Origin of the sequence: Leadbetterella sp. DM7, assembly GCF_040829825.2 — a bacterium.
Lineage (GTDB): Bacteria > Bacteroidota > Bacteroidia > Cytophagales > Spirosomataceae > Leadbetterella.
In genome coordinates this window covers 184,643-203,708 of the sequence record NZ_JBFOLH020000002.1, presented here as the reverse complement: position 1 = coordinate 203,708, position 19,066 = coordinate 184,643, and the positions used below count along the sequence as shown (strand labels likewise).

The window sequence follows — 19,066 nt, the reverse complement described above, 5'->3', positions numbered from 1 at the left end:
TACGATATATTGCAGAGATTATAACAGATAAACAGGCAGAATGGTGCCTGCAGGTGATAAAATCATTAAATTTGAATTTAAAACCCTTCCCCGGATGAACAGAGAATCTTTGAACAGGATAGCAGCCATTGTGGCTATTGTTTGCGGTATACTTACAGTCAGCCTGCTTATTCTGACCGCTCCCGATCTGCGCCTTCAGACCGTTATCTCCGGGAAGTTTATTTTGGGTTTTGTGATGATTGCGATAGGTATTTTTGCCCTGCGGGTGAAACGGAAGTGAGTAGTTCAGGGCAGGTATCCCAGCAGTCTTAATTCTTCGGCATCACGGAATGATTTAAGCGTGCCGTTTCGCATGATGTACTTCTGAGCCGAAATATCGAGTACATTGCGGTAATCATGGTCGGTCAGGATAATCCCCTTGCCCTCCCGGGCAGTGGTACGGATAATTTCCTTTACTTCTTCTTTCAGAATAGGCGAAAGGCTGTTAAAGGGCTCATCGAGAATGATGTAAGCGGCCGGCCGGTTCACGATAATAAGGATTTCCAGGTATCGTAGTTCCCCGCCGGAGATGGTGGCCACGGTTTGGTTGAGGAGGGGCTTCACCACGGGGTGACCGGCCAGGTGCTCCACCTGCATCAGCTTCAATACCGTTTTTACTTTGAGAGGGGCGGGTATGAAGGTGTCCTGGTAAAGATAAGCTATTTGGGAAGGCCGTTCTGAACGGTTTAAGAATACTTTCCCGTCTATTTTTACATAGGCATGGTCGGCCGGCAAACTGCCGAATATAATTTTGAGCAGGGTAGACTTTCCTGAACCGTTCCGGCCCAGTATTCCCACAATCTCGCCCGGCAGGCAGCTGAGGTAAATATCGGAAAGAACCCGGGTAGTATGAAAATGCCTGATGACGCTGTCTACGTGTAGTCCTTTCATCTCAGGAGGGCGATTAAGATGACGACGCCAAGCGCAATGCCTGCCGTTATAAGCCGGAGCCGGTTTTTAAACAGGCCGAGGTTGGCATAAAAGTAGTATTCCTGCGGGTTACCGAGCTCATAGAAAAACAGGTGCACAAAAGGAGAGAGAACGGCGTATGCAAACCCCAGGAAGGCCGGGGCCAGCTTACCCTCCAGGCCAAGCGCCAGCAGTACGGCCAGGAGCAGGCTATAGAGAAAAATCTTGCGGTAAAAAATCAACCAGGCTCTGACCCGAATCACTCAAAAGGTATTTTTTTGTGAATATAAGAAAAAAACAGGCGTTTACGGGCCTAAAATGCGGAAATGTTAAAAGTTGCGTGAACTTAGCTTTTCTTGGGCAGTTTTCTAATTAAGCGAAAACAGTGACTTCAGTCGGTGGATACGCGGAAGCAGGGACAGCGGAAGCCTGCTTTTTTCAGGGCACATTCCAGGGCATTTATATTCTGGCAGTTCGGACAAACCACCGAAATCTCTTTGGTTTCAAAATCTACATTAAAACTGCCGATCCCAACATTTTTCAGCTCGTACCGCAACTTTTCCAGGTGGGTCATCGCTGTATTTTCGGCGGTAAAAATGACGGTCTTCATGGTTTTTAGTTACGGTTAGCCAAACATTCATGAATCAGGTTTTTTATGCTGGCAGACTCGATCATTTCTATGAAATTTTCCAGCTCATAAGGCGTTAAAATCATCATTGAACCGGAATCTCCCACACTTATGCGAATCTTTTTTTCATGCAGGCCATAGGCATCTCCCTTCACCCTGAGGTGATACAGGTAATTGGCAAATACTTCAAATTCTTTCATGCTCACGCCGAAAAGTGAAGTGCCAAAAGCGATCTGAACCTTAGAGCAGCTTTCGCATCTTGCCACATAACCGTGAAAGTTTGAAACCAGTACTGTATGTTTGCACATTTTATTTAGACTCTGTATAAATAATGAGACAAAGGTAGAGGCTGTCGTATTATGAAGCAAATATTATTTAGAATTATTTTAAATAAAATTCAAATCGGACCAGGTCCGGGAAAATATTTCGCCCTTCAGCAGCTGCTACCCCGGGATATTCAGCTATCCCGTAAAAACCAGGAAAAGACCCGGTCAAAGTGCGACAGGAAGTCCCAGATTTTCCGGTTCCCGTCTTTTCCGGCTTCGGCACAATCGTAGGCTTTGAGCGACTTATCCACCAGGTTGGCCAGCTTCTGCAGGAAGATCACCTGCAGCAGGCGGCGGAAGGGCGGGTAGAGCTTTTCGAAATAATAATGTCCGCGGATTTCTGTCACGAGCGACTTCGTGCTGATGTTGAGGGGCCTCTTTTTGACTTCCCCGAAATGTGTTTTCAGCGCCTCTGCCAGCTCACGCACGCCTTTTTCGGGGTAATTTTTCATCAGCCTGTGCAATTCCGGGTCGCTGATGAGGTGTATTCCCGCATCAGAAAATGAATAGGTAATGGTGCAGTTAAAAAGGGTCCGGGTAAACAATCGGGGCAGCTATATTTTAGTATAACGTAATGCTTCCTGTTTTTATTTTTCCGTAAAGAGGCTGACGGGCTGCGTTACAGCAGCCCGTCAGGCAAAAAGCATCCCCGCCGATTGATCCGCCTGATTATAGAAGATTTTTGAGCTATACAACGCTACAAAATATTCGGTCAGGGGTTTAGCCGTTTCCGCCGCCTGCCCGTTTTTTCGCTTCTTCTGAAGCGGTGCTCCGGTTAACGCTCTTCACATTTTGATTTCCGAAATTGTAAGTGAACGTTAGGGCTATTCTGCGGGCATTCCAGCGGTTGGAGATTTTCAGGTTAACATCCCCGTTATCTACATATCCCTGGAAGAAAGAGGTCAGGAACAGGTCATTGACATTCAGCTTCAGCTTGGCTTTCTTACCGGGAAAGGTCTTCTGGATCCCGGGGTTAAAGGAATGCTGCGCTTTGGTCTGCCGGAATACCCCGAAAATGCCCGGTGAATAATACCAGTAATTGACTTCTGCCGACCAGCTGTCGGGCAGGGTCAGCGTATGCGTGGTGTTTAAGCCAAATATAAAGCCGCTGTTGTTCAGTGGATTGCCCGAAAGGTTGTTGTCGGTGTACCGGTTATGGAATACATTAAAATTGTTCTGGCTGCTCCACCAGTTATTGATTTTGAGCGGTACCGAAAAAACAGCGGAATAGCTTTTCAGCCGGGCAATGTTCTGATTCTGGGAAATATTGGTACCGGTTTTTGCATCCTGGATGATCACCTCATTGATCATCTGGCGCGTGTCGGCGTAAGCCAGGGTAGCCGAGTATTCGCCTTTATAGCTATAGGTCATTTCATTGGAGTTGGTAAACTGCGGCCGCAGGCCGGGGTTCCCCATGACATAAAAGTACGGATCGAGGTAAAAGATAAAAGGATTCAGGTTATCGTAGTTGGGCCGGTCAATCCTTCTGCTGTAAGCGTATTTCAGGGCGTGATCTTCTGACAGCTTATAGTTCACGAATCCCGTGGGAAATACATTCAGGTAGCTTCTTTTATTCCGGAGGTCGAGGGTGATCGAGTTGCCGTCAGAAACGGTATGCTCTGCCCGCAGGCCGGCCTGCAACGACCACTTGCCTTTCTGGTAACCGGCACTGGTATAGAGTGCATTTATATTTTCTTTGTATTGGAAATGGTTTGAACGGTTGAGGTTGCGTTGCCAGCCGCTCTCCAGGAAGTCCTGGTAGGTAAAGTTATTATCAGCGTCAACAAAGGTGGTCTTCGCACCGAAATCAAGCTTCAGCTTGTTTTCAAAAGGCACGGTGAAGTCAAGCTTGGCCGAATAAATATTGATGTTGGTCGGCTGGATTATCCATTGCCGGGTAACAGAATCGGGTGTAGCGGCCTGGCTGTAATACTTGTTGGTGAAAACCTGGTCGGAGGTATTGCGATACCCGCTGTAATCCAGGTCGAAAGAGATCTCTTTTTCTTCCACTTTATGCCGTATGCTGAAATTGGAAGAAAAATTCCGGTTGCCCATGGTTCTGCTGCTGCCGGGAATCAGCGAGGTGGTAACGGTTTCGCCGCCGGTCATGCGGTCAACACCGGTAAGCCCTTTGCTGTTCATGGCGCCGTTCCACAGGTTATAGTCGGCCTGGAGCCCTATGGTGGTGTGTTCGGTAAGGAAATAATCGGCTCCCAGTTTGGCGTAGTAAAACTCCCCGCCGCCTATCCTTTGCGTGTATTGGTCAAAATCGGTACGGGTATTCTCAAAATAGAGGGTACGCCAGAAATGATTGTCGTTGTACCAGCGGTTCCGTCCGGTTCCGGCATTGCCGAAAAGATTCCATCGGGCATTCCGGTGGTTGAGGGTAAGATTGGTATTGCCGCGGTAAAGGTCTTTGGTCGAGTTCTCCAGTATGCCGGTCCCTGCTGAAGCGCTGACGGTTCCGTTGGTGCCGTAAATCTGGTTCTTTTTGAGGCGGATATTGATGATCCCGGAGTTTCCGGCCGCATCGTATTTAGACGACGGGTTGGTAATGATTTCAATGGAAGCGATCTGGTCGGAAGGCAGGTTACCCAGGTACTGGGCCAGCGCTTCAGACGACATATAGTTGATCTTGCCGTCAATCATAACTACCACACCCGACTTATTCCGTATCCTGATCTGGTCATTTTGCCGGTCAACGATCACACCGGGGGCTTTTTCCAGGATTTCAAGGGCAGTGCTTCCACTGGCCGATATGCTGTTTTCCACATTCAGCACCATTTTATCGAGATGCTGCTCAATAAAAGGTTTTTTAGCGGTGACCTGCACCCCCTGAAGCTGTGTGGCCGATTCTTTCAGGCTGATATCGCTGAAGCTGACAGCCGGGTTTTCTTTGTTAATAACAAAAGGGGGGGTAAAAAAGTCTTCGTATCCTACAGAAGATACTTTCAGGTAATAGCTGCTGCTTTCCACGTCGTCTATCAGGAATTTCCCGTCGGTATCGGCTGCGGCCGCTTTGTAAAAAGTGCTGTCAGATGATTTATACAGGAAAATGTTGGCAAAGGAGAGCGCTTCTCCACCGGCACTTTTTACATTTCCGGATACCTGGAAGGTAGTGCGGGCCAGAGCAAGGCCCGACATCAGCCACATGGCGATGAAAATAATTGATCGTATCATTTTAAGTAATAGTTTTTGAATTCTGTTTTAAAGTGTGGAAAATGCCGGCTTACGTTGCATTGGGTAAGCCGGCTTAACTTTTTCATATTTTGTTCTGCAAAATTACTCCTGTAAAGCTTTGCCGTTTCTTAAATTAAGTTAACCGGGTCCTGTTTTAAGGAGTTTTAACTATCCGGCAGCCGGGCCTCCTGAAACGTGTCAGCTATTTAGAATTACCGGCAGATACCCGGAAAGTTACAAATCGCTGCATCTTTTTTTCAGGGGCGGATGTATTCTGCCTGCTTTCCGGGTGCCTACTTCGCCTTTCGGATGTAGATGCTGCCGTTAACGGTCTTCATCATCACCTCGGGGCCGCCGCCGTTAAGGGTACCGGTCACCCAGCGGGTAGTTTCTATTTTGGAAAATCCTTTTTCGCCGGTGCGTACCACTTTCGGATCTTCTTTCAGGAAACCGATCTCAAAGTCACTGTATACATCGCCCTGGTCGGTTTTTGCCCGGATATTGCCTTTAAAAGAGGCCGGGAAGCTCAGGTCAATTTTCCCGTTGAGCGTTGAGAAAGCCATAGGTGTATCAGGAGATACCCGGTTAAAGGTGGCGGTGATGCCGCCGTTGGTGGTGTTGGCCACGGCTGAACCGGAAATATTCTGAAGCGTGATACCGCCGTTTACATTAGAAAGCTCAAACTCGCCGCTCACATTCTCTACCTTAATATCGCCGTTGCTGACGGTCCGTAGCCTGAAGCTCCCGTTATCCGGCACCTGCAGGGTAATGTTTACGGTATGGATAGGAATGCCCGGCACCACCTGCACTTTATTCCCGGCTTCTTTTACCGTAAGATCAAAATTGTTGCCGGAAGAAATTTTCCGCATGCCGTCTTTTTGTACCGGGGCTGTTTTGCCGGTTGCCGGAGTGGCTTCTACCACCAGCTCTTTTCCTGCACTTTTAACCACATGGATAGAACCGTGCACCAGGCTGAGGTCTACCGTGTAGGGTTTTCCGGGTTGAGAGAGCTCTACCACAATTTTTTCATTCTGCGCCTGTACACGGGTCAATGCTGCTCCTAAAAGAAGGGCAAAAATTATTCTCGTTTTCATATGAGTAGGTTATCTTTTTTTGATGTAAATGCTGCCATTCAGCGTTTCGAAATTCATTTTACTTTCTCCTTTTCCTATTCTCAGGTAGGTATCTTTATTCAGCTTGTAGGTAGTGCCTGAGCCGGAGACATTCTTATTCACTACCGTTTGCGGAGCCAGCTGGGCATTCGGGAAGTCGGTATAAAAGCTGCCGTTCATGCTTTTCAGCTTGATATCTGCCGACAGGCTTTCGGGGTAGGTGGCATTGATGGTGCCGTTAATGGTGTGGCAGGAAGAGCCGTCGGCCGGTGTTCCGGCATAGGTCACATCAATTCCCCCGTTAATGGTGTGAAGGTCGGTATACCCCTTTGCATTGTCTACCCGGATGCTTCCGTTTATGTTATTGACCTTCATTTTGCCGCTGACATTGCTCACCGTTATGGCTCCGTCGTTAATGGTCGATAAGCGAAGCTGCACGTCCTGGGGTACTTTAATAACATAATCCAGCTTGATGGAATAGGGAATAGGATTGTTTTTGTCTGATTTGTTCCGCGAGGGACGGGTGTCGTAAGGCGCTTTGGTATAGATGACGATCGTGTCGCGGTTTGTGTCGATGCCCAGCTCAAATTCTTTGTTGCCCAGCTCGATGTCGGCCTTATTTTTGGCAGAAACGTTCTTGTCAATCTCTACCAGCACCTTGTTCCCGGAGTACCCTTCCACCTTGACCGAACCGAGAAGGTTATAGACTTCTACCACGGTTTTGGAGGGGGCAGCAGGTAAAGTAATCTCTTTACTAATGTGCTCCCGGGACGACTGTGCCTGGGTTTGGGCACAGGAAATCATAGCTCCTGCAAAGAGGAGGTTCATCAGCTTTTTCATAGTTTTGTTAATTTTAAATGAGTATTTCTTGAATTGTCTGTTCCAGCTTGTCTTTGACGGTACTGTTAAGATCGCCGCGGTTAAGCATTTTCTTCAGGGGCTTGACCGAGCTTTTCTCCTGGAGCTTCAGCATGACATCGGCCATGGCCGACTGCATGATGGGCGAGGTTTGCGAGACAATCGAGTGCACCAGGCCCTCCCTGACCCTGGGGTTGCCGGCTAATTCTGTCAGGGCTTCCAGGGTCATCAGCCTCACGTTATCGTTAGGGTCATGGTTAAGGGTAGAGAAAAGGGCATCGATCACCTTATCGTCTACATTCCGGATCTCATTGGTCAGGCTAACGGCCCGTATGCGCTCGGTAGCCGAGGGGTTTTCAATCAGGGAAAGAACCATCATCTGCTTCATTTCGCTGATTTCTGACGACATGCGGGCTATTTCGTCGGGGTTCTTACGGTTGATATAAAGTCCGGCTCCCAGGCTTACGCACAGCAGCACCAGGGTGTATGCCATTTTCAGCTGAGGTTGAAAATTCCAGAGGGCTTTCAGCCGGAACAGCCAGCCGGGGTGCGGGTTAGCGGCTTCTTTATACACCTGCAGGGTGTCGAGGAAGCGGCTTTTCAGCTTGTCATTCACTGCCGGAGCCTCTATGTTACCCATCAGGCTCCAGAGGGCTTTCTCCTCTTCGTACGCTGCCCGGAGCTCAGGATCGCGGGCCAGTCTTTCTTCAAAGGCCCGTTTTTCATGTTCGGGCAGCTCTCCGTTAATGTAATCAATGATCTTTTCCATGTTTCAATCGGCAAGTTTTAAATAAACGGTCTTCAGGCGGGCCATAGCCCGGTGAATCCGTACCCTTACGTTGGCTTCCGAAATACGCAGAACCTCTGCAATTTCGCTGTACGACAGCTCCTGGTACCGGCTCAGCACCAGTATTTCCCTGTGCTCTTCGCTCAGCCCGTTCAGGGCCCGGTTCAGCAGGTGTAACTGCTCTTCTTTGTCCATCGAACTTTCCGGGGCTTCATCAGCCACCTGCCCGGATACCTGCTCAAGAGGACCGGCCTGGCGCTTATTCCCTTTGTGATGATCGTTCAGCACGTTCCGCGCCAGGTGATACATCCAGGTTCTGAATTCTCCGTCTCCCTTGAAGGTATGGCGGTATTTCAGCATCCTGAGAAAAACATTCTGAACCATGTCTTCACTGCTTTCCCTGTCGGCGGTCATCCGGTACAGGAAACCGAACAGGGGTTTGTAATGCCTTTCAAACAGCAAGCCCATCCGGTCGAGATCACCGGCTTTTACTTTCAGCATCAGGGCATTGTCAGTTAACGCGTTCAATAGCTTTTCTTATGAGGTTTTACAGAGTTAACTGTGATGCGCTGGTTTTGTTACAGATGTTTTTGATTTTTTTTACCATAGGAGGCACAGGAGTCGTAAGAGGTGGTGGATAAGAGGCAGGAAAGAAAAAGCCTCCGGAGCGGAGGCTTTTTTTAGTCAGCGATACAGCTCAGGCTTCTATTATCTCAGCCCGGTACCCGATCTTCTTCAGGGAATGAATGAGGTCATCCACGTCGATATTCTCACCCTCTACCGTTAAGATCTTATCCGGGTTTTCAGTGTCTACTTTCCATTGGCTTACCTGTTCATTAGCTTCTAAGACAGGAGTTACTTTGGCTACGCAGGAGCTGCAATTGATGTTGGTTTTGAATTTCATAGGTTTTACCATATAAGGCATATTAGTATATACTGAGTTTTGGATGTTCAATAATTGTACTTTCACTTTTCACTTTTCACTTTTCACTTTCAGCCTCAGGCTGTTCAGCACCACACTCACCGAACTAAAAGCCATGGCCGCTCCCGCCCACATGGGATCAAGCAGGAACCCGTTTACCGGGTAAAGAGCGCCGGCGGCAACAGGAATGCCGATCACGTTATAGATAAACGCCCAGAACAGGTTTTGGCGGATAGCCTGCGCCGTATTTTTTGACAGATGGATAGCTTCCGGAATTTTTGCCAGGTCAGACGAGATGATGGTCATTTTGGCCACGTCCATAGCAATATCACTGCCTTTGCCCATAGCAATGCTGACATCGGCACGGGCCAGAGCGTTTGAGTCGTTGATGCCGTCGCCCACCATAGCCACCACTTTACCTTCCTGCTGCAGCTGTTGCACAAATCCGGCCTTTTCTGCCGGCAGCACGTGGGCTTTGTATTCGTCAATACCCAGCTCTGCCGCTACGGCTGCGGCCGTTTGCTCGTTGTCGCCCGTCAGCATATATACCCGGATACCCTCATGATGGAGGCTGTCTATGGCTGCTTTGGAGGTTGGTTTTATGCGGTCGGCAATGGCGATGGCAGCCAGCACCCGCGCCTCGTCGCTATAAAGTACCACGGTCTGCGCTTTTGCCAGGTGCTGATCAATCCATGCTTCTGCTTCCGGACCGGTCTGTATTTTCCGTTGGCCGGTTAAGACCCGGTTGCCGATGGTGAAGGTTTTTCCCCGGTACCGGCCCTCGATTCCCTGGCCGGACAGGTTTTCAATTTCCACATCGTTCAGGAATACCGTTTCTCCTTGCAGGTGGGCTGTGATGGCATCGGCCAGGGGGTGCTCCGACGATTTTTCAATGCTGTAAAGAATATTATTCAGCTCTTCTGTCTTATCGGCGAACCACTGAATGGCCGTTACTGTGGGTTTTCCCTCGGTGATGGTGCCGGTTTTATCCAGGATGACCGCATTGATCTTACGGGCGGTTTCCAGGCTTTCTGCATCTTTGATCAGGATTCCCTTTTCAGCACCTTTGCCCACACCCACCATGATGGCGGTGGGAGTGGCGAGTCCCAATGCACAGGGACAGGCGATAACGAGAACGGTAACAAAGGCAATGAGCCCCTGTGTAAACGCATGCTCTCCGCCAAACACCAGCCAGGCCACAAAGCTCAGCAGGGCAATCCCTATTACCACCGGCACAAATACCGCTGCAATTTTGTCTACCAGCTTCTGTACGGGGGCTTTGCTGCCCTGGGCCTGCTCTACCATTTTAATGATCTGGGCCAGCACGGTGTCACCGCCTACTTTTTCGGCCCGGAACTGAAAGCTGCCTTTCTGGTTGATGGTGCCGGCAAATACCTTTTCACCCGCTGATTTGGCCACCGGTACAGGCTCGCCGCTGATCATGCTTTCATCTACAAACGAAGAGCCCGAGGTGACCGTGCCGTCTACCGCAATTCTTTCTCCCGGCTTTACCAGCAGGGTAGCGCCGGTTTTTACCGACCGGATCGGCATTTCCATCTGGTGACCGCCCTCGTGAACCACGGTAACGGTTTTGGGCTGGAAGCTCATGAGCTTCTTGATAGCGGAAGAGGTATTACCCTTGGCTTTTTCTTCCAGCAGCTTTCCCAGAAGTATGAAGGCGATCACAATACCGGCGGCTTCAAAATACACATGCGCATGGATACCTCTGGCATGCAGGTAGTGGGGGAACAATGTGATCAGCACGCTGAAAAGGTAGGCAGTTCCCGTACTCACGGCCACCAGGGTGTCCATATTGGCGCTGCGGTGCTTCAGCTGCTTCCAGGCACCGGTAAAAAACGGGCGGCCGTAATAGAAAAGCATAGGAGTGGAAAGCGCCCACAGGATGTAGGTGGCATAGGGCATATCCATGAAAAACATGCCGATCACAAACAGCGGAACCGCCAGGATCAGCGCCCCGGTTACCCGTCTTTTCAATGCCTGATAGCTGCTCTCCCGCACTTCATCCAGGGTTTCCGCTTCGGCCTCATCGACCAGCAGATCGTAGCCGGCGGCCTGTAGCGCCGATTTCATTTCTTCGGGACTGATAAGCCCCGGAATATATTCTACCTGTGCCGAATTGTTGGCGTAGTTGACCTCGGCTTTTATCACACCCGGCTGGTTATTGAGGGTAGCTTCGGAGCTTCCGGCGCAGGAGGCACAGGACATGCCCGTTACCGGCCAGGTTTTTTTTACGGAGGGTACATCGTACCCCAGGTCGCGGATTTCCCTGACGGCTTCCTGTATCGCCTCTTCCGGGTATTTGCCGGCCGTGATCACCGCCCGGTGATTATTCAGCTCCACCTTGTGCGACTGAATCCCTTTTACCTTCTCCAGCCCTTTATCTACAATCAGCGCGCAGTGTTCACTGTCTACATTCAGCAGGGGGATATGAATGGGTTGGCTCATGATCTTTAATTTATACTGCAAAATTACAACGGCGAGGTGGGGGAGCGCTTACGTTTTTAGGGGAGAGGCTTGTAGGATTTTCCTTTTTAAAGTTCGATATAAAATAATAAACCGTATATTTGAGTTGATCTTAAAAATGAGAAAGGAAATGAATGTATTGGAAAAGAAGGTTGAATTAATTCAGTGGCTTTCCTTCCTGGAAGATGGTGAGATCATAGAGAAGTTAGTGAAATTTAAGGAGGATTCTACGAAAGACTGGTGGGATAGTATTTCTGCCGAGGAAAAGTCAGGAATAGAAAAAGGCCTTAAAGGAGCAGATAATAATGAGTTAATATCCCATACAGCTTTTTCAAACCGGCAAAGCCCTGCAAAGAAAAAACTTGCCCCTTAGATAGATATACATCCATGCTAAATGTCCAGAATTTCACCAAAAGCTACTCCGGCCAGAAGATCATTGCCGTAGATGAGCTGGTCATTCCTGACGGGATTCACTGGGTCAGGGGAGTAAACGGTTCGGGGAAGTCAACATTCTTCCGGTCGGTGGCGGGAATTGTACCCTACGAGGGGCAAATATCCTGGAACGGGATTGACCAGAAGGCGCAGCCGGTAGCTTACCGGATGAAGGTAAATATGAGCGAGGCAGAACCGCTTTACCCCGAGTTTTTAAGCGGCTACGATATCCTGAGCTTTATCTGCAAGGCGAAACAGGGAACCCGGGAACAGCTGCGCAGTCTGGCCGAACGGTTCGATACGCCCGGTTACTGGAAGAACCCCTGCGGAACTTATTCGAGCGGGATGTTAAAGAAAGTAGCGATTATTTCTGCGTTTTTAGGAAGCCCGGAGCTGATTATCCTGGATGAACCCCTGATCACCATCGATGTAAAGAGCGTGGGTATTGTTTATGAGCTGGTGAAGGAGTTTTACGAAGAAAAGGGCGTTAACTTCCTGCTTTCGTCGCACCAGGATTTCATTTTTGAGAACCTGCCCATCCTGCATTCTTACCAGGTAGAAAACCAAACCATTTTTAAGGTATGAACCGCATCCTGTACCTGACTATCGTACGGGAATACTACCGGCAGAATGCGATCTTCATTTTTGCCGTGCTGATGTTTGCCATCGGGTTTCTGAGGGGGAACGAGCACCTGGCCATCATCAATGAAGCGCTCCGGAGCCCGTTCATACTGTCCTGTATTTTCCTGCTCTGGATACTCTATGCACTGAAGGTTACTTTGTTTGCTTTGCGGTTTTTGTCGCAGAGAAGCAGCGAGTTCCTGTATCATATCCGCCTCTTCTCTCCCGCAAAGCGTATCTGGGCGTTCATGAACCTGCAATTCTCCCTCATCCAGCTGGCGTTTACCTATGCCGTGCTGATGATAGGCAAGGGCATACTCGAAAAAACCTGGTGGGCTATCCTGGCCATTGTGGTGGTGAACCTGGTCGTGGTGGTAGCCGGCGCTCTGGTGTATGAATACCGGATCAGGCGGCCGAACAGCCGGCAGGATGTGACCCGGAAATACGCTAACCTGTCTTTTACCACGCCTCAATTCCTCTTCTACCCGCAGTACCTGCTGACCCGGCAAACGGTGCTCCTACTGATTACCAAAAGCTTTACCGCCTTTGTGATCATGGGCGTATGCTACCTGTACCCCACAGACGACTACGATATCCGGCTGATCTCCCTGGGCTGCCTGCTGGCCGCTTTTTCGCAGAGTGTGATCCTGCAGAACCTGCATTTTTTTGAAAGAATGTATTTCGATATGTACAGGAATATGCCGGTTTCCGGACTACGCTGGTTCCTGAATTACCTGCTGACCCTGGCGGTGATCCTGCTGCCCGAAGCGGTGGTGCTGGCCCGGAATTTCCCGGCGGGTCCGGGCCTGGCCGATGGCGTGCTCCAGTTTGTATTCCTGTTTTCGGTAACGGTGGTGCTTTTGCATTACCAGATTTTCGTGGCAGGAAATAACGAGAGCGGTTTCCAGGTAGTATTTTTCTCCGGGGTGCTGCTGGCCATCCTGGTCATGTTCAGAATTCCGGCCTGGGCGTTTTCAGCAGCCGGACTTCTCCTGGCTTATGGGATGCTGAAGAGGAGATTTTACGAAGTAGAGTAGGAAATATAAGACAACAGGCCCGGCTGAGGGGATCTTTACACAATCTCCACAATATGATTCTTTTTCCCTTTTCCAACCAGGATATACCGGTCATGCAGCAGCACGATATCTGCAACAGGGAGCTTGTCGTTTTGCGTTTTTTCCTTGTTTATACTCACCGCATTGGCCTGGATGGCTTTACGGGCCTCGCCCTTCGACGGGTAAATTTCGCCGTTTGAAAGCACAGAGATCAGCTCCAGCAGGTTACTTTCCGGGGTAAGCTCCGATTTTTTAACGGTTGTCTGCGGAACGCCGGCAAATACCTGCCGGAAAGTTTTTTCATCCAGGCTTTTCAGGGTTTCCAGGGTGGCTTTGCCAAACAGCACTTCCGATGCCTTGACAGCGGTTTCGTAGGCTTCCTGTCCGTGAACCATGATGGTCACCTCTTTGGCCAGGGCTTTCTGGGCTACCCGTAAGTGGGGCGCCTGAGCATGTTCAGCTTCTATGGCCTCAATCTCTTCCCGGCTGAGGTAGCACCCGTATACCCGCATTAAACGGGGCAGGTCGGCGTCGTTCTGGTTGATCCAGAACTGGTAAAATTCATACGGGCTGGTCAATTCGGCGTCCAGCCATACGTTTCCGCCTTCTGATTTCCCGAATTTGGTACCGTCGGCTTTGGTCAGCAGGGGTGTGGTTAAGGCAAAAGCCGAATACGACGCATTTTCGTCGTTTTCATTCTCCTTTCTGCGAATGAGCTCGGTGCCGGTAGTAATATTTCCCCATTGGTCTGAGCCGCCCATCTGCAGCTTTACCCCGCGGGTTTTGTACAGGTGGTAGTAGTCGTACCCCTGGATCAGCTGGTACGAAAATTCGGTAAAGGAAATCCCCGTCTCGATTCTCCGTTTAACCGAATCTTTCGAGCTCATGTAGTTGATGGTGAGGTATTTCCCGGCTTCCCGTAAAAACTGCAGGAAGCTGATATTTTTAAACCAGTCGTAGTTGTTCACAATCTCGGCCGAATTTTCACCGCAGTCGAAATCAAGGAACTTTTCCAGTTGTTTCCGGATGGCAGCCTGGTTTTCCAGGAGAATTTCTTCGGAGAGGAAGTTTCTTTCGGCACTTTTTCCTGAAGGGTCGCCTACCATGCCGGTAGCACCGCCCACCAGGGCCAGGGGCTTATGGCCGGCCAGCTGAAACTGCTTCAGCACCATGATGGTAGCCAGGTTCCCAATATGCAGTGAACGGGCGGTAGGGTCAAACCCGATGTATCCTGTAGTTGATTCTTTGTTCAGTTGCTCTTCTGTGCCGGGCATCATGTCCTGAATCATGCCCCGCCACCTTAGTTCATCAATAAATCCCATTTTTATTTATTTCTTTTTAGGCCCGAATTTTTTGTTCCAGAGGTATTGTTCGGAAAAAGTATATGTAGCGCTTATCTGGAAGCTCCGGTTGCTGAAATCCATCGGTATGTTATTCTTTTTCAGTTCCGTTACATTCCGTAGCCCGTGTACATACCGCAGGTTGATGCTGAAGAGAGAGAACATGTCCAGGAGGTTGATTCTTGCCCCCACGATAAGGCTTTCATCGCCTGATTTCCCGGGGCCGTACGGTTTGTTAAGCGTAGGAACCTCGGTCATACGGTTCAATGCCCAGCTTTTTTCATAACCGGCTTCAATGTAGACGTACTTGACGGGTGAATAACCGAGAAGCACCGGTGTGGAGAAATACCGGTAGGTATGCTTGGACGATATCGGTTTTTTCATGTTTGTGCCTTTGGCCTGGTAAATGAATTCAGGCTGTATGCTGAATTTTCCCAGGTTGAGACGGGTAAAAATACCTCCCTGTAAGCCGAAAGCCGGTTTTATGGAGTAGGTAATGGTATCTGCCGGGGAAATGTTGGAAAGGTTAAGCCCTGCTTTGGGGCCGAATTCAAACAACCGGGGCTCGATCTGCGCCATGGCAGGAAGGGTGATCAGGAAAAGTACCAGGACTTTCAAGGATTGCATGCTGAATATTTTTAGTTTTGAAACGGTAGGTTTCGCTTAAAAAGTCTGCAAAGTTACAAAAAATAGAGGTTTATTTTCTGAAATTGTCAATATTCACGTTTTGCGCATATATTGCAGGCCGATTAAAGAGTTTTCATGGATATAATTTTAAAGCACGGGGAAGGAACTGTGGAGCTCGATCCCGTATTCAAGCATGCCACGAACGGGCTGGATGCCGGTTTCCGCACCCGGGTTACGTTAGGTGCGGACGAGCGTTTCCTGAAGGTGAATTTCATGTGTGAGGACAACCTGTTTACGGAGCAGAACTCCATGAAAGTTCATAATGCGCCCCTGTATAACCAGGAGGTTTTCGAGGTATTTATAGGTGTGGGAGAAGAAGACCCCACAGCGTATTTTGAGGTGGAGATTAACCCCAATAATGCGGTGTGGATAGGGGAGATCGCCAATCCTGAGCTGGGCAACGGCCCGCAGCGCATTGTGCGCCAGCTGGAGCCTGAAGCCGCCGGAATAGCCCATGGAACCGAAGTAAAAGAAGGTGCCTGGGGCGGCTTTTTGCATATCCCGTGGGAGCTGGCAGGCGAGCCGGCCGGTGGAGATTACCGGGTTAATTTTTACAGGATCCGTTCAAGGGTCTCGCACGCCGATCCCGACTGGGAATGCGATGCGGAAACCTGTGATTTTGTATGCTGGCGCAGTACGCTTTCGGGAGCAGAGCCCGCCTTTCACCGGCCCAGGCGGTTCGGGCACCTGAAAGTGCAGCGGTAATTATCCTGCCGTGCCGTTTCCGGGCAGCCGTATGCTCACCCGTTTAGGGCCGAGGTCAGTGCCTGGGTTTCCAGGTGATTTCCGGGGCGTTTTGCTCCTGCGTTATTTTTCGGGATAAGACGAAAAGATAATCGGAAAGCCGGTTCAGGTATTTTAGGATCAAAGGATTAACAGGCTCTGACCGGGAGAGCCGTATCACCTGCCGTTCGGCCCGCCGGGCCACTGTGCGGGCCACGTGCGCAAAAGAAACCTGCGGATGCCCGCCCGGCAATACAAAAGCCCTTAAGGGGGGAATAGCTTCGGAGTAGAGATCAATTTCTTTTTCCAGCAGCTCAATATCCGGCTCGAAGAGCTCTGGCAGCTTTTTCCGGTTTTGCTCCGGCACTGAGGCCAGTTCCGCGCCTATGGTGAACAGCCTGTCCTGGATCTCTTTAAGGATATTTTTCCGTTCTGCATTTTCCGGGGCATCAGACAATACCCCGATCCAGGCATTGAGCTCGTCTACGGTTCCGTAAGCCTCAATTTTATCGTGATCTTTGGAAATGCGGCTTCCGCCTACCAGTGAGGTCTGGCCCGTATCACCGCCTTTTGTATAAATTTTTGGCATTTATTCTTCTTTAATATTCCGTAAGTCCGGTAAAACAGAAGTACCTTTGTGTTCCCGTTCGGGATAATTTTAATAAAGATAAAGACAGGGCAGCGAATGGCAAATATTTTTTTTAAGTTTTGGCGTATAGGTTCCATCATTCTCATTACCGTAGTATTACTTTTTTGTTATACAGCCCTTCCGGATAACATCGCTGTGGGCTTCAATGAAGCGGGCGATCCCGTTGGTTTTATTGACAAGCAGCAGTTTTTCTACTGGTCGGTGGGGGTTATCCTGGGGATAAATTTTTTGTTGCGGATACTGGAAAATGCCCTGGCGAAGCTCGATTTCAGCCGGCTGTTCCGGGGAAGCTCATGGGGAAAAAACCCGGCTGCCGTTACGAACTTTCTTAAGGGCTGGTTTTCGGCGCTCCTGGCCTTCATCAATACGTACCTGGTTTTTGTTTTGCTGGGCTTGTATAATATCAACTCCCATAAAGAACAAAAGCTGGATTTTAATTACAACTACCTTTTGCTGGTAGGGGTACTGATCCTGCTGATCATCCTGGTTTATCTGCCTTACAAACTGATCGTTACGCAGGCTCCTGATGAAGATTAATATTTCTGATTATCAGTATCCGCTGGAAGACAGGCAGATTGCCCGGTTCCCTGAAAATCCGAGAGATGAGTCGCGGCTCCTGGTATACAGGCCGGCGGGTATTGAGCATACCCGGTTCAAAAACATAGCCGGTTACCTGCCGGAGAACGCCCACCTGGTGCTCAATAATACCCGGGTTATTCCTGCGCGCCTGTTTTTTAAGCGAAAAACGGGGGCAAACATCGAGATCTTTCTTCTGAACCCTATAGAACCCAGCGGGGTGCTTCCGCTGGTCATGGAAGAGACCCGCACCGTTACCTGGCATTGCGTGATCGGGAACAAGCGCCGGTGGAAAGAAGGGGAGAGCCTGGAAGGGGAATTCCGGTACGAAGACCGTACGCTCTTGCTGAAAGCCCGGTTAACCGACAACCTTCAGAATTATGTGCAGTTGGAATGGGAAGGAGACGTTCCTTTCTCGCAGGTGGTGGTGGCTTACGGCAATATTCCCCTGCCCCCTTACCTGAACCGCGAAGCAGAGGAATCTGACAAGCAGGATTACCAGACCATTTATTCGGAGAAAGACGGTGCGGTGGCCGCTCCTACCGCCGGTTTGCATTTTACCCCGGCTGTTTTTGATGAGCTTGAGAAGAAAGGCATCGGGAAGAGCTTCGTAACCCTGCATGTGGGGGCGGGCACTTTTATGCCGGTGAAAGAAGAAAATGCGCTGAATCATCCCATGCATTCGGAGCAGATGGTGGTGCACCGCCGCTTTATAGAAAACCTGCTGCTCAATGAAAGCTTTATTTTACCCGTGGGCACCACCTCCATGCGGAGCCTGGAAAGCTTGTATTGGTTCGGGGTAAAAATACTGGAAGGCAGTGAAAATCCGTTCTTTATAGAGAAGCTGTTCCCGTATGACGGGCACGGGGATATCTCTATGCGGGCCTCGTTTGAGGCTATCCTGCGTTTCCTGGAGCACGAAAACCAGGAACAGCTGATCGGTAATACGGAGATCATGATTTTCCCGGGGTACCGGTTCAGGGTTTGTAAAGGCCTTATAACCAACTTTCACCAGCCGGCGTCTACCCTGTTGCTGCTGGTGGCGGCGCTGATCGGCGAGCAAAGCTGGAAAGAAGTTTACCGGCAGGCCCGGGAAAACAATTACCGTTTCCTGAGCTTCGGCGATTCCAGCCTGTTATTGCCGTGAGAATAGACAACCGGTACTATCTTTACTATTTATGAAAGCATTCTATTTCTTTCTCTGCCTGTCTTTTCTTTCCTGCGGGAAGGTAAAGCAGATCGATACTTCGGATATTAAGGAGCTTATGCGAAATTCGAAGGTGAAGCGGGTAACCGAAAAACAGCTGCTGGAAAAGGTGAGCGAGATCGGGGAGGCCGTCAACGGCCGTATTAACCGGGCGGATTACCGGGTAGAATGCCAGCATAGTTATGAGATTGACGGGTACCCGGTAGAGCTGTACAATGCCGATCTTGCGGGAGAAGACCCTACGGATGATGTAAAAGGCCAGTTGCTGGAAGCCTACCAATACGGTATCAGGAACGGCCAGCACGTAGGTTCAAATATCCAGAAGCTGAACGATACCCTGTATGCGTACAGCTTTCCGCTCGGCAGGGAGTCTTACCTGAAAACGGCCTGCAACCAGGATTTTGCGCTGGTGATTATCTCCGGGCCGAAGGTGATAAGGGAGCTGTGAGAGGGTTCCCGGTTCTCGACTTCGCTCGAACTGACACGGGCGAACACTACCTGTCAGTTCGAGCGAAGTCGAGAACCAGCGAA

The 19,066-nt window shown here is 49.8% G+C and carries 23 protein-coding genes; 8 read left to right on the top strand and 15 right to left on the bottom strand.

What is annotated here, in order from left to right; genetic code table 11:
• Positions 1-94: 94 nt before the first annotated feature.
• The gene (locus tag AB2U10_RS02800) at positions 95-280 is read left to right on the top strand and encodes a hypothetical protein (protein ID WP_367915472.1); all 186 of its coding nucleotides are present in this window, start codon (positions 95-97) and stop codon (positions 278-280) included.
• A 5-nt stretch (positions 281-285) separates the two neighbouring features.
• Here the strand turns inward: AB2U10_RS02800 and AB2U10_RS02795 are convergent, their stop codons facing one another.
• From AB2U10_RS02795 to AB2U10_RS02740, 12 genes are all read right to left on the bottom strand, one after another.
• The gene (locus AB2U10_RS02795) at positions 286-930 is read right to left on the bottom strand and encodes an ATP-binding cassette domain-containing protein (protein WP_367915473.1); all 645 of its coding nucleotides are present in this window, start codon (positions 928-930) and stop codon (positions 286-288) included.
• Positions 927-1,211, bottom strand: coding sequence for a hypothetical protein (locus AB2U10_RS02790; RefSeq protein WP_367915474.1), 285 nt, complete (start codon positions 1,209-1,211; stop codon positions 927-929). The genes AB2U10_RS02795 and AB2U10_RS02790 overlap by 4 nt, the downstream gene beginning before the upstream one ends.
• 128 nt (positions 1,212-1,339) lie before the next feature.
• A complete protein-coding gene (locus AB2U10_RS02785; protein WP_367915475.1) occupies positions 1,340-1,558 on the bottom strand; it encodes a hypothetical protein in 219 nt (72 codons plus the stop codon).
• Between the two features lie 5 nt (positions 1,559-1,563).
• Positions 1,564-1,884 carry a DUF6686 family protein gene (locus AB2U10_RS02780; RefSeq protein ID WP_367915476.1) on the bottom strand — a complete coding sequence of 107 codons (321 nt, stop codon included), beginning with the start codon at positions 1,882-1,884 and terminating at the stop codon, positions 1,564-1,566.
• Positions 1,885-2,033: 149 nt separating this feature from the next.
• The gene (locus AB2U10_RS02775) at positions 2,034-2,447 is read right to left on the bottom strand and encodes a hypothetical protein (protein WP_367915477.1); all 414 of its coding nucleotides are present in this window, start codon (positions 2,445-2,447) and stop codon (positions 2,034-2,036) included.
• 175 nt (positions 2,448-2,622) lie between these two features.
• A complete protein-coding gene (locus AB2U10_RS02770; protein WP_367915478.1) occupies positions 2,623-5,082 on the bottom strand; it encodes a TonB-dependent receptor in 2,460 nt (819 codons plus the stop codon).
• 293 nt (positions 5,083-5,375) lie between these two features.
• Entirely contained in the window at positions 5,376-6,176 is an 801-nt protein-coding gene (locus AB2U10_RS02765; RefSeq protein WP_367915479.1) for a DUF4097 family beta strand repeat-containing protein, read from the bottom strand.
• Between the two features lie 9 nt (positions 6,177-6,185).
• Positions 6,186-7,034: a DUF4097 family beta strand repeat-containing protein gene (locus AB2U10_RS02760; RefSeq protein WP_367915480.1), complete on the bottom strand. Its 849-nt coding sequence runs from the start codon at positions 7,032-7,034 to the stop codon at positions 6,186-6,188.
• A gap of 13 nt (positions 7,035-7,047) precedes the next feature.
• Positions 7,048-7,821: a HEAT repeat domain-containing protein gene (locus tag AB2U10_RS02755; protein WP_367915481.1), complete on the bottom strand. Its 774-nt coding sequence runs from the start codon at positions 7,819-7,821 to the stop codon at positions 7,048-7,050.
• A gap of 3 nt (positions 7,822-7,824) precedes the next feature.
• On the bottom strand, positions 7,825-8,340 hold the full coding sequence (locus tag AB2U10_RS02750) for an RNA polymerase sigma factor (protein ID WP_493820181.1): 516 nt from the start codon (positions 8,338-8,340) through the stop codon (positions 7,825-7,827).
• Positions 8,341-8,536: 196 nt separating this feature from the next.
• Positions 8,537-8,743 (bottom strand): heavy-metal-associated domain-containing protein, encoded by a 207-nt coding sequence (locus tag AB2U10_RS02745; protein ID WP_367915483.1) that lies wholly within the window; start codon positions 8,741-8,743, stop codon positions 8,537-8,539.
• Between the two features lie 69 nt (positions 8,744-8,812).
• Positions 8,813-11,227 (bottom strand): heavy metal translocating P-type ATPase, encoded by a 2,415-nt coding sequence (locus AB2U10_RS02740; protein ID WP_367915484.1) that lies wholly within the window; start codon positions 11,225-11,227, stop codon positions 8,813-8,815.
• 136 nt (positions 11,228-11,363) lie between these two features.
• On the opposite strand from AB2U10_RS02740, the gene AB2U10_RS02735 reads away from it, so the two are divergent.
• Genes AB2U10_RS02735 through AB2U10_RS02725 form a run of 3 tightly spaced genes read left to right on the top strand, consistent with a single transcriptional unit; the run spans position 11,364 to position 13,335 of the window.
• Entirely contained in the window at positions 11,364-11,618 is a 255-nt protein-coding gene (locus AB2U10_RS02735) for a hypothetical protein (protein WP_367915485.1), read from the top strand.
• 14 nt (positions 11,619-11,632) lie between these two features.
• The gene (locus tag AB2U10_RS02730) at positions 11,633-12,262 is read left to right on the top strand and encodes an ABC transporter ATP-binding protein (protein WP_367915486.1); all 630 of its coding nucleotides are present in this window, start codon (positions 11,633-11,635) and stop codon (positions 12,260-12,262) included.
• On the top strand, positions 12,259-13,335 hold the full coding sequence (locus tag AB2U10_RS02725; protein ID WP_367915487.1) for a hypothetical protein: 1,077 nt from the start codon (positions 12,259-12,261) through the stop codon (positions 13,333-13,335). The genes AB2U10_RS02730 and AB2U10_RS02725 overlap by 4 nt, the downstream gene beginning before the upstream one ends.
• Before the next feature lie 35 nt (positions 13,336-13,370).
• Here the strand turns inward: AB2U10_RS02725 and tyrS are convergent, their stop codons facing one another.
• The gene (gene tyrS, locus AB2U10_RS02720) at positions 13,371-14,675 is read right to left on the bottom strand and encodes a tyrosine--tRNA ligase (protein WP_367915488.1); all 1,305 of its coding nucleotides are present in this window, start codon (positions 14,673-14,675) and stop codon (positions 13,371-13,373) included.
• A 6-nt stretch (positions 14,676-14,681) separates the two neighbouring features.
• Complete coding sequence (locus AB2U10_RS02715) at positions 14,682-15,320, bottom strand: porin family protein (protein WP_367915489.1); 639 nt, start codon at positions 15,318-15,320, stop codon at positions 14,682-14,684.
• A gap of 135 nt (positions 15,321-15,455) precedes the next feature.
• Between AB2U10_RS02715 and AB2U10_RS02710 the strand changes: the two genes are divergently transcribed.
• Positions 15,456-16,085 (top strand): carbohydrate-binding family 9-like protein, encoded by a 630-nt coding sequence (locus AB2U10_RS02710; protein ID WP_367915490.1) that lies wholly within the window; start codon positions 15,456-15,458, stop codon positions 16,083-16,085.
• 55 nt (positions 16,086-16,140) lie between these two features.
• On the opposite strand, the gene AB2U10_RS02705 is transcribed toward AB2U10_RS02710, so the two are convergent.
• Complete coding sequence (locus AB2U10_RS02705) at positions 16,141-16,692, bottom strand: cob(I)yrinic acid a,c-diamide adenosyltransferase (protein WP_367915491.1); 552 nt, start codon at positions 16,690-16,692, stop codon at positions 16,141-16,143.
• A gap of 96 nt (positions 16,693-16,788) precedes the next feature.
• Here AB2U10_RS02705 and AB2U10_RS02700 point away from each other — a divergent pair, with 96 nt between their 5' ends.
• From AB2U10_RS02700 to AB2U10_RS02690, 3 genes are read left to right on the top strand one after another with little or no spacing between them, the layout of a single operon-like run.
• The gene (locus tag AB2U10_RS02700; protein ID WP_367915492.1) at positions 16,789-17,289 is read left to right on the top strand and encodes a hypothetical protein; all 501 of its coding nucleotides are present in this window, start codon (positions 16,789-16,791) and stop codon (positions 17,287-17,289) included.
• Positions 17,279-18,475, top strand: coding sequence for an S-adenosylmethionine:tRNA ribosyltransferase-isomerase (locus AB2U10_RS02695; RefSeq protein WP_367915493.1), 1,197 nt, complete (start codon positions 17,279-17,281; stop codon positions 18,473-18,475). Before AB2U10_RS02700 ends, AB2U10_RS02695 begins: the two co-directional genes overlap by 11 nt.
• A gap of 31 nt (positions 18,476-18,506) precedes the next feature.
• Positions 18,507-18,983 (top strand): hypothetical protein, encoded by a 477-nt coding sequence (locus tag AB2U10_RS02690; protein WP_367915494.1) that lies wholly within the window; start codon positions 18,507-18,509, stop codon positions 18,981-18,983.
• Positions 18,984-19,066 lie beyond the last annotated feature (83 nt).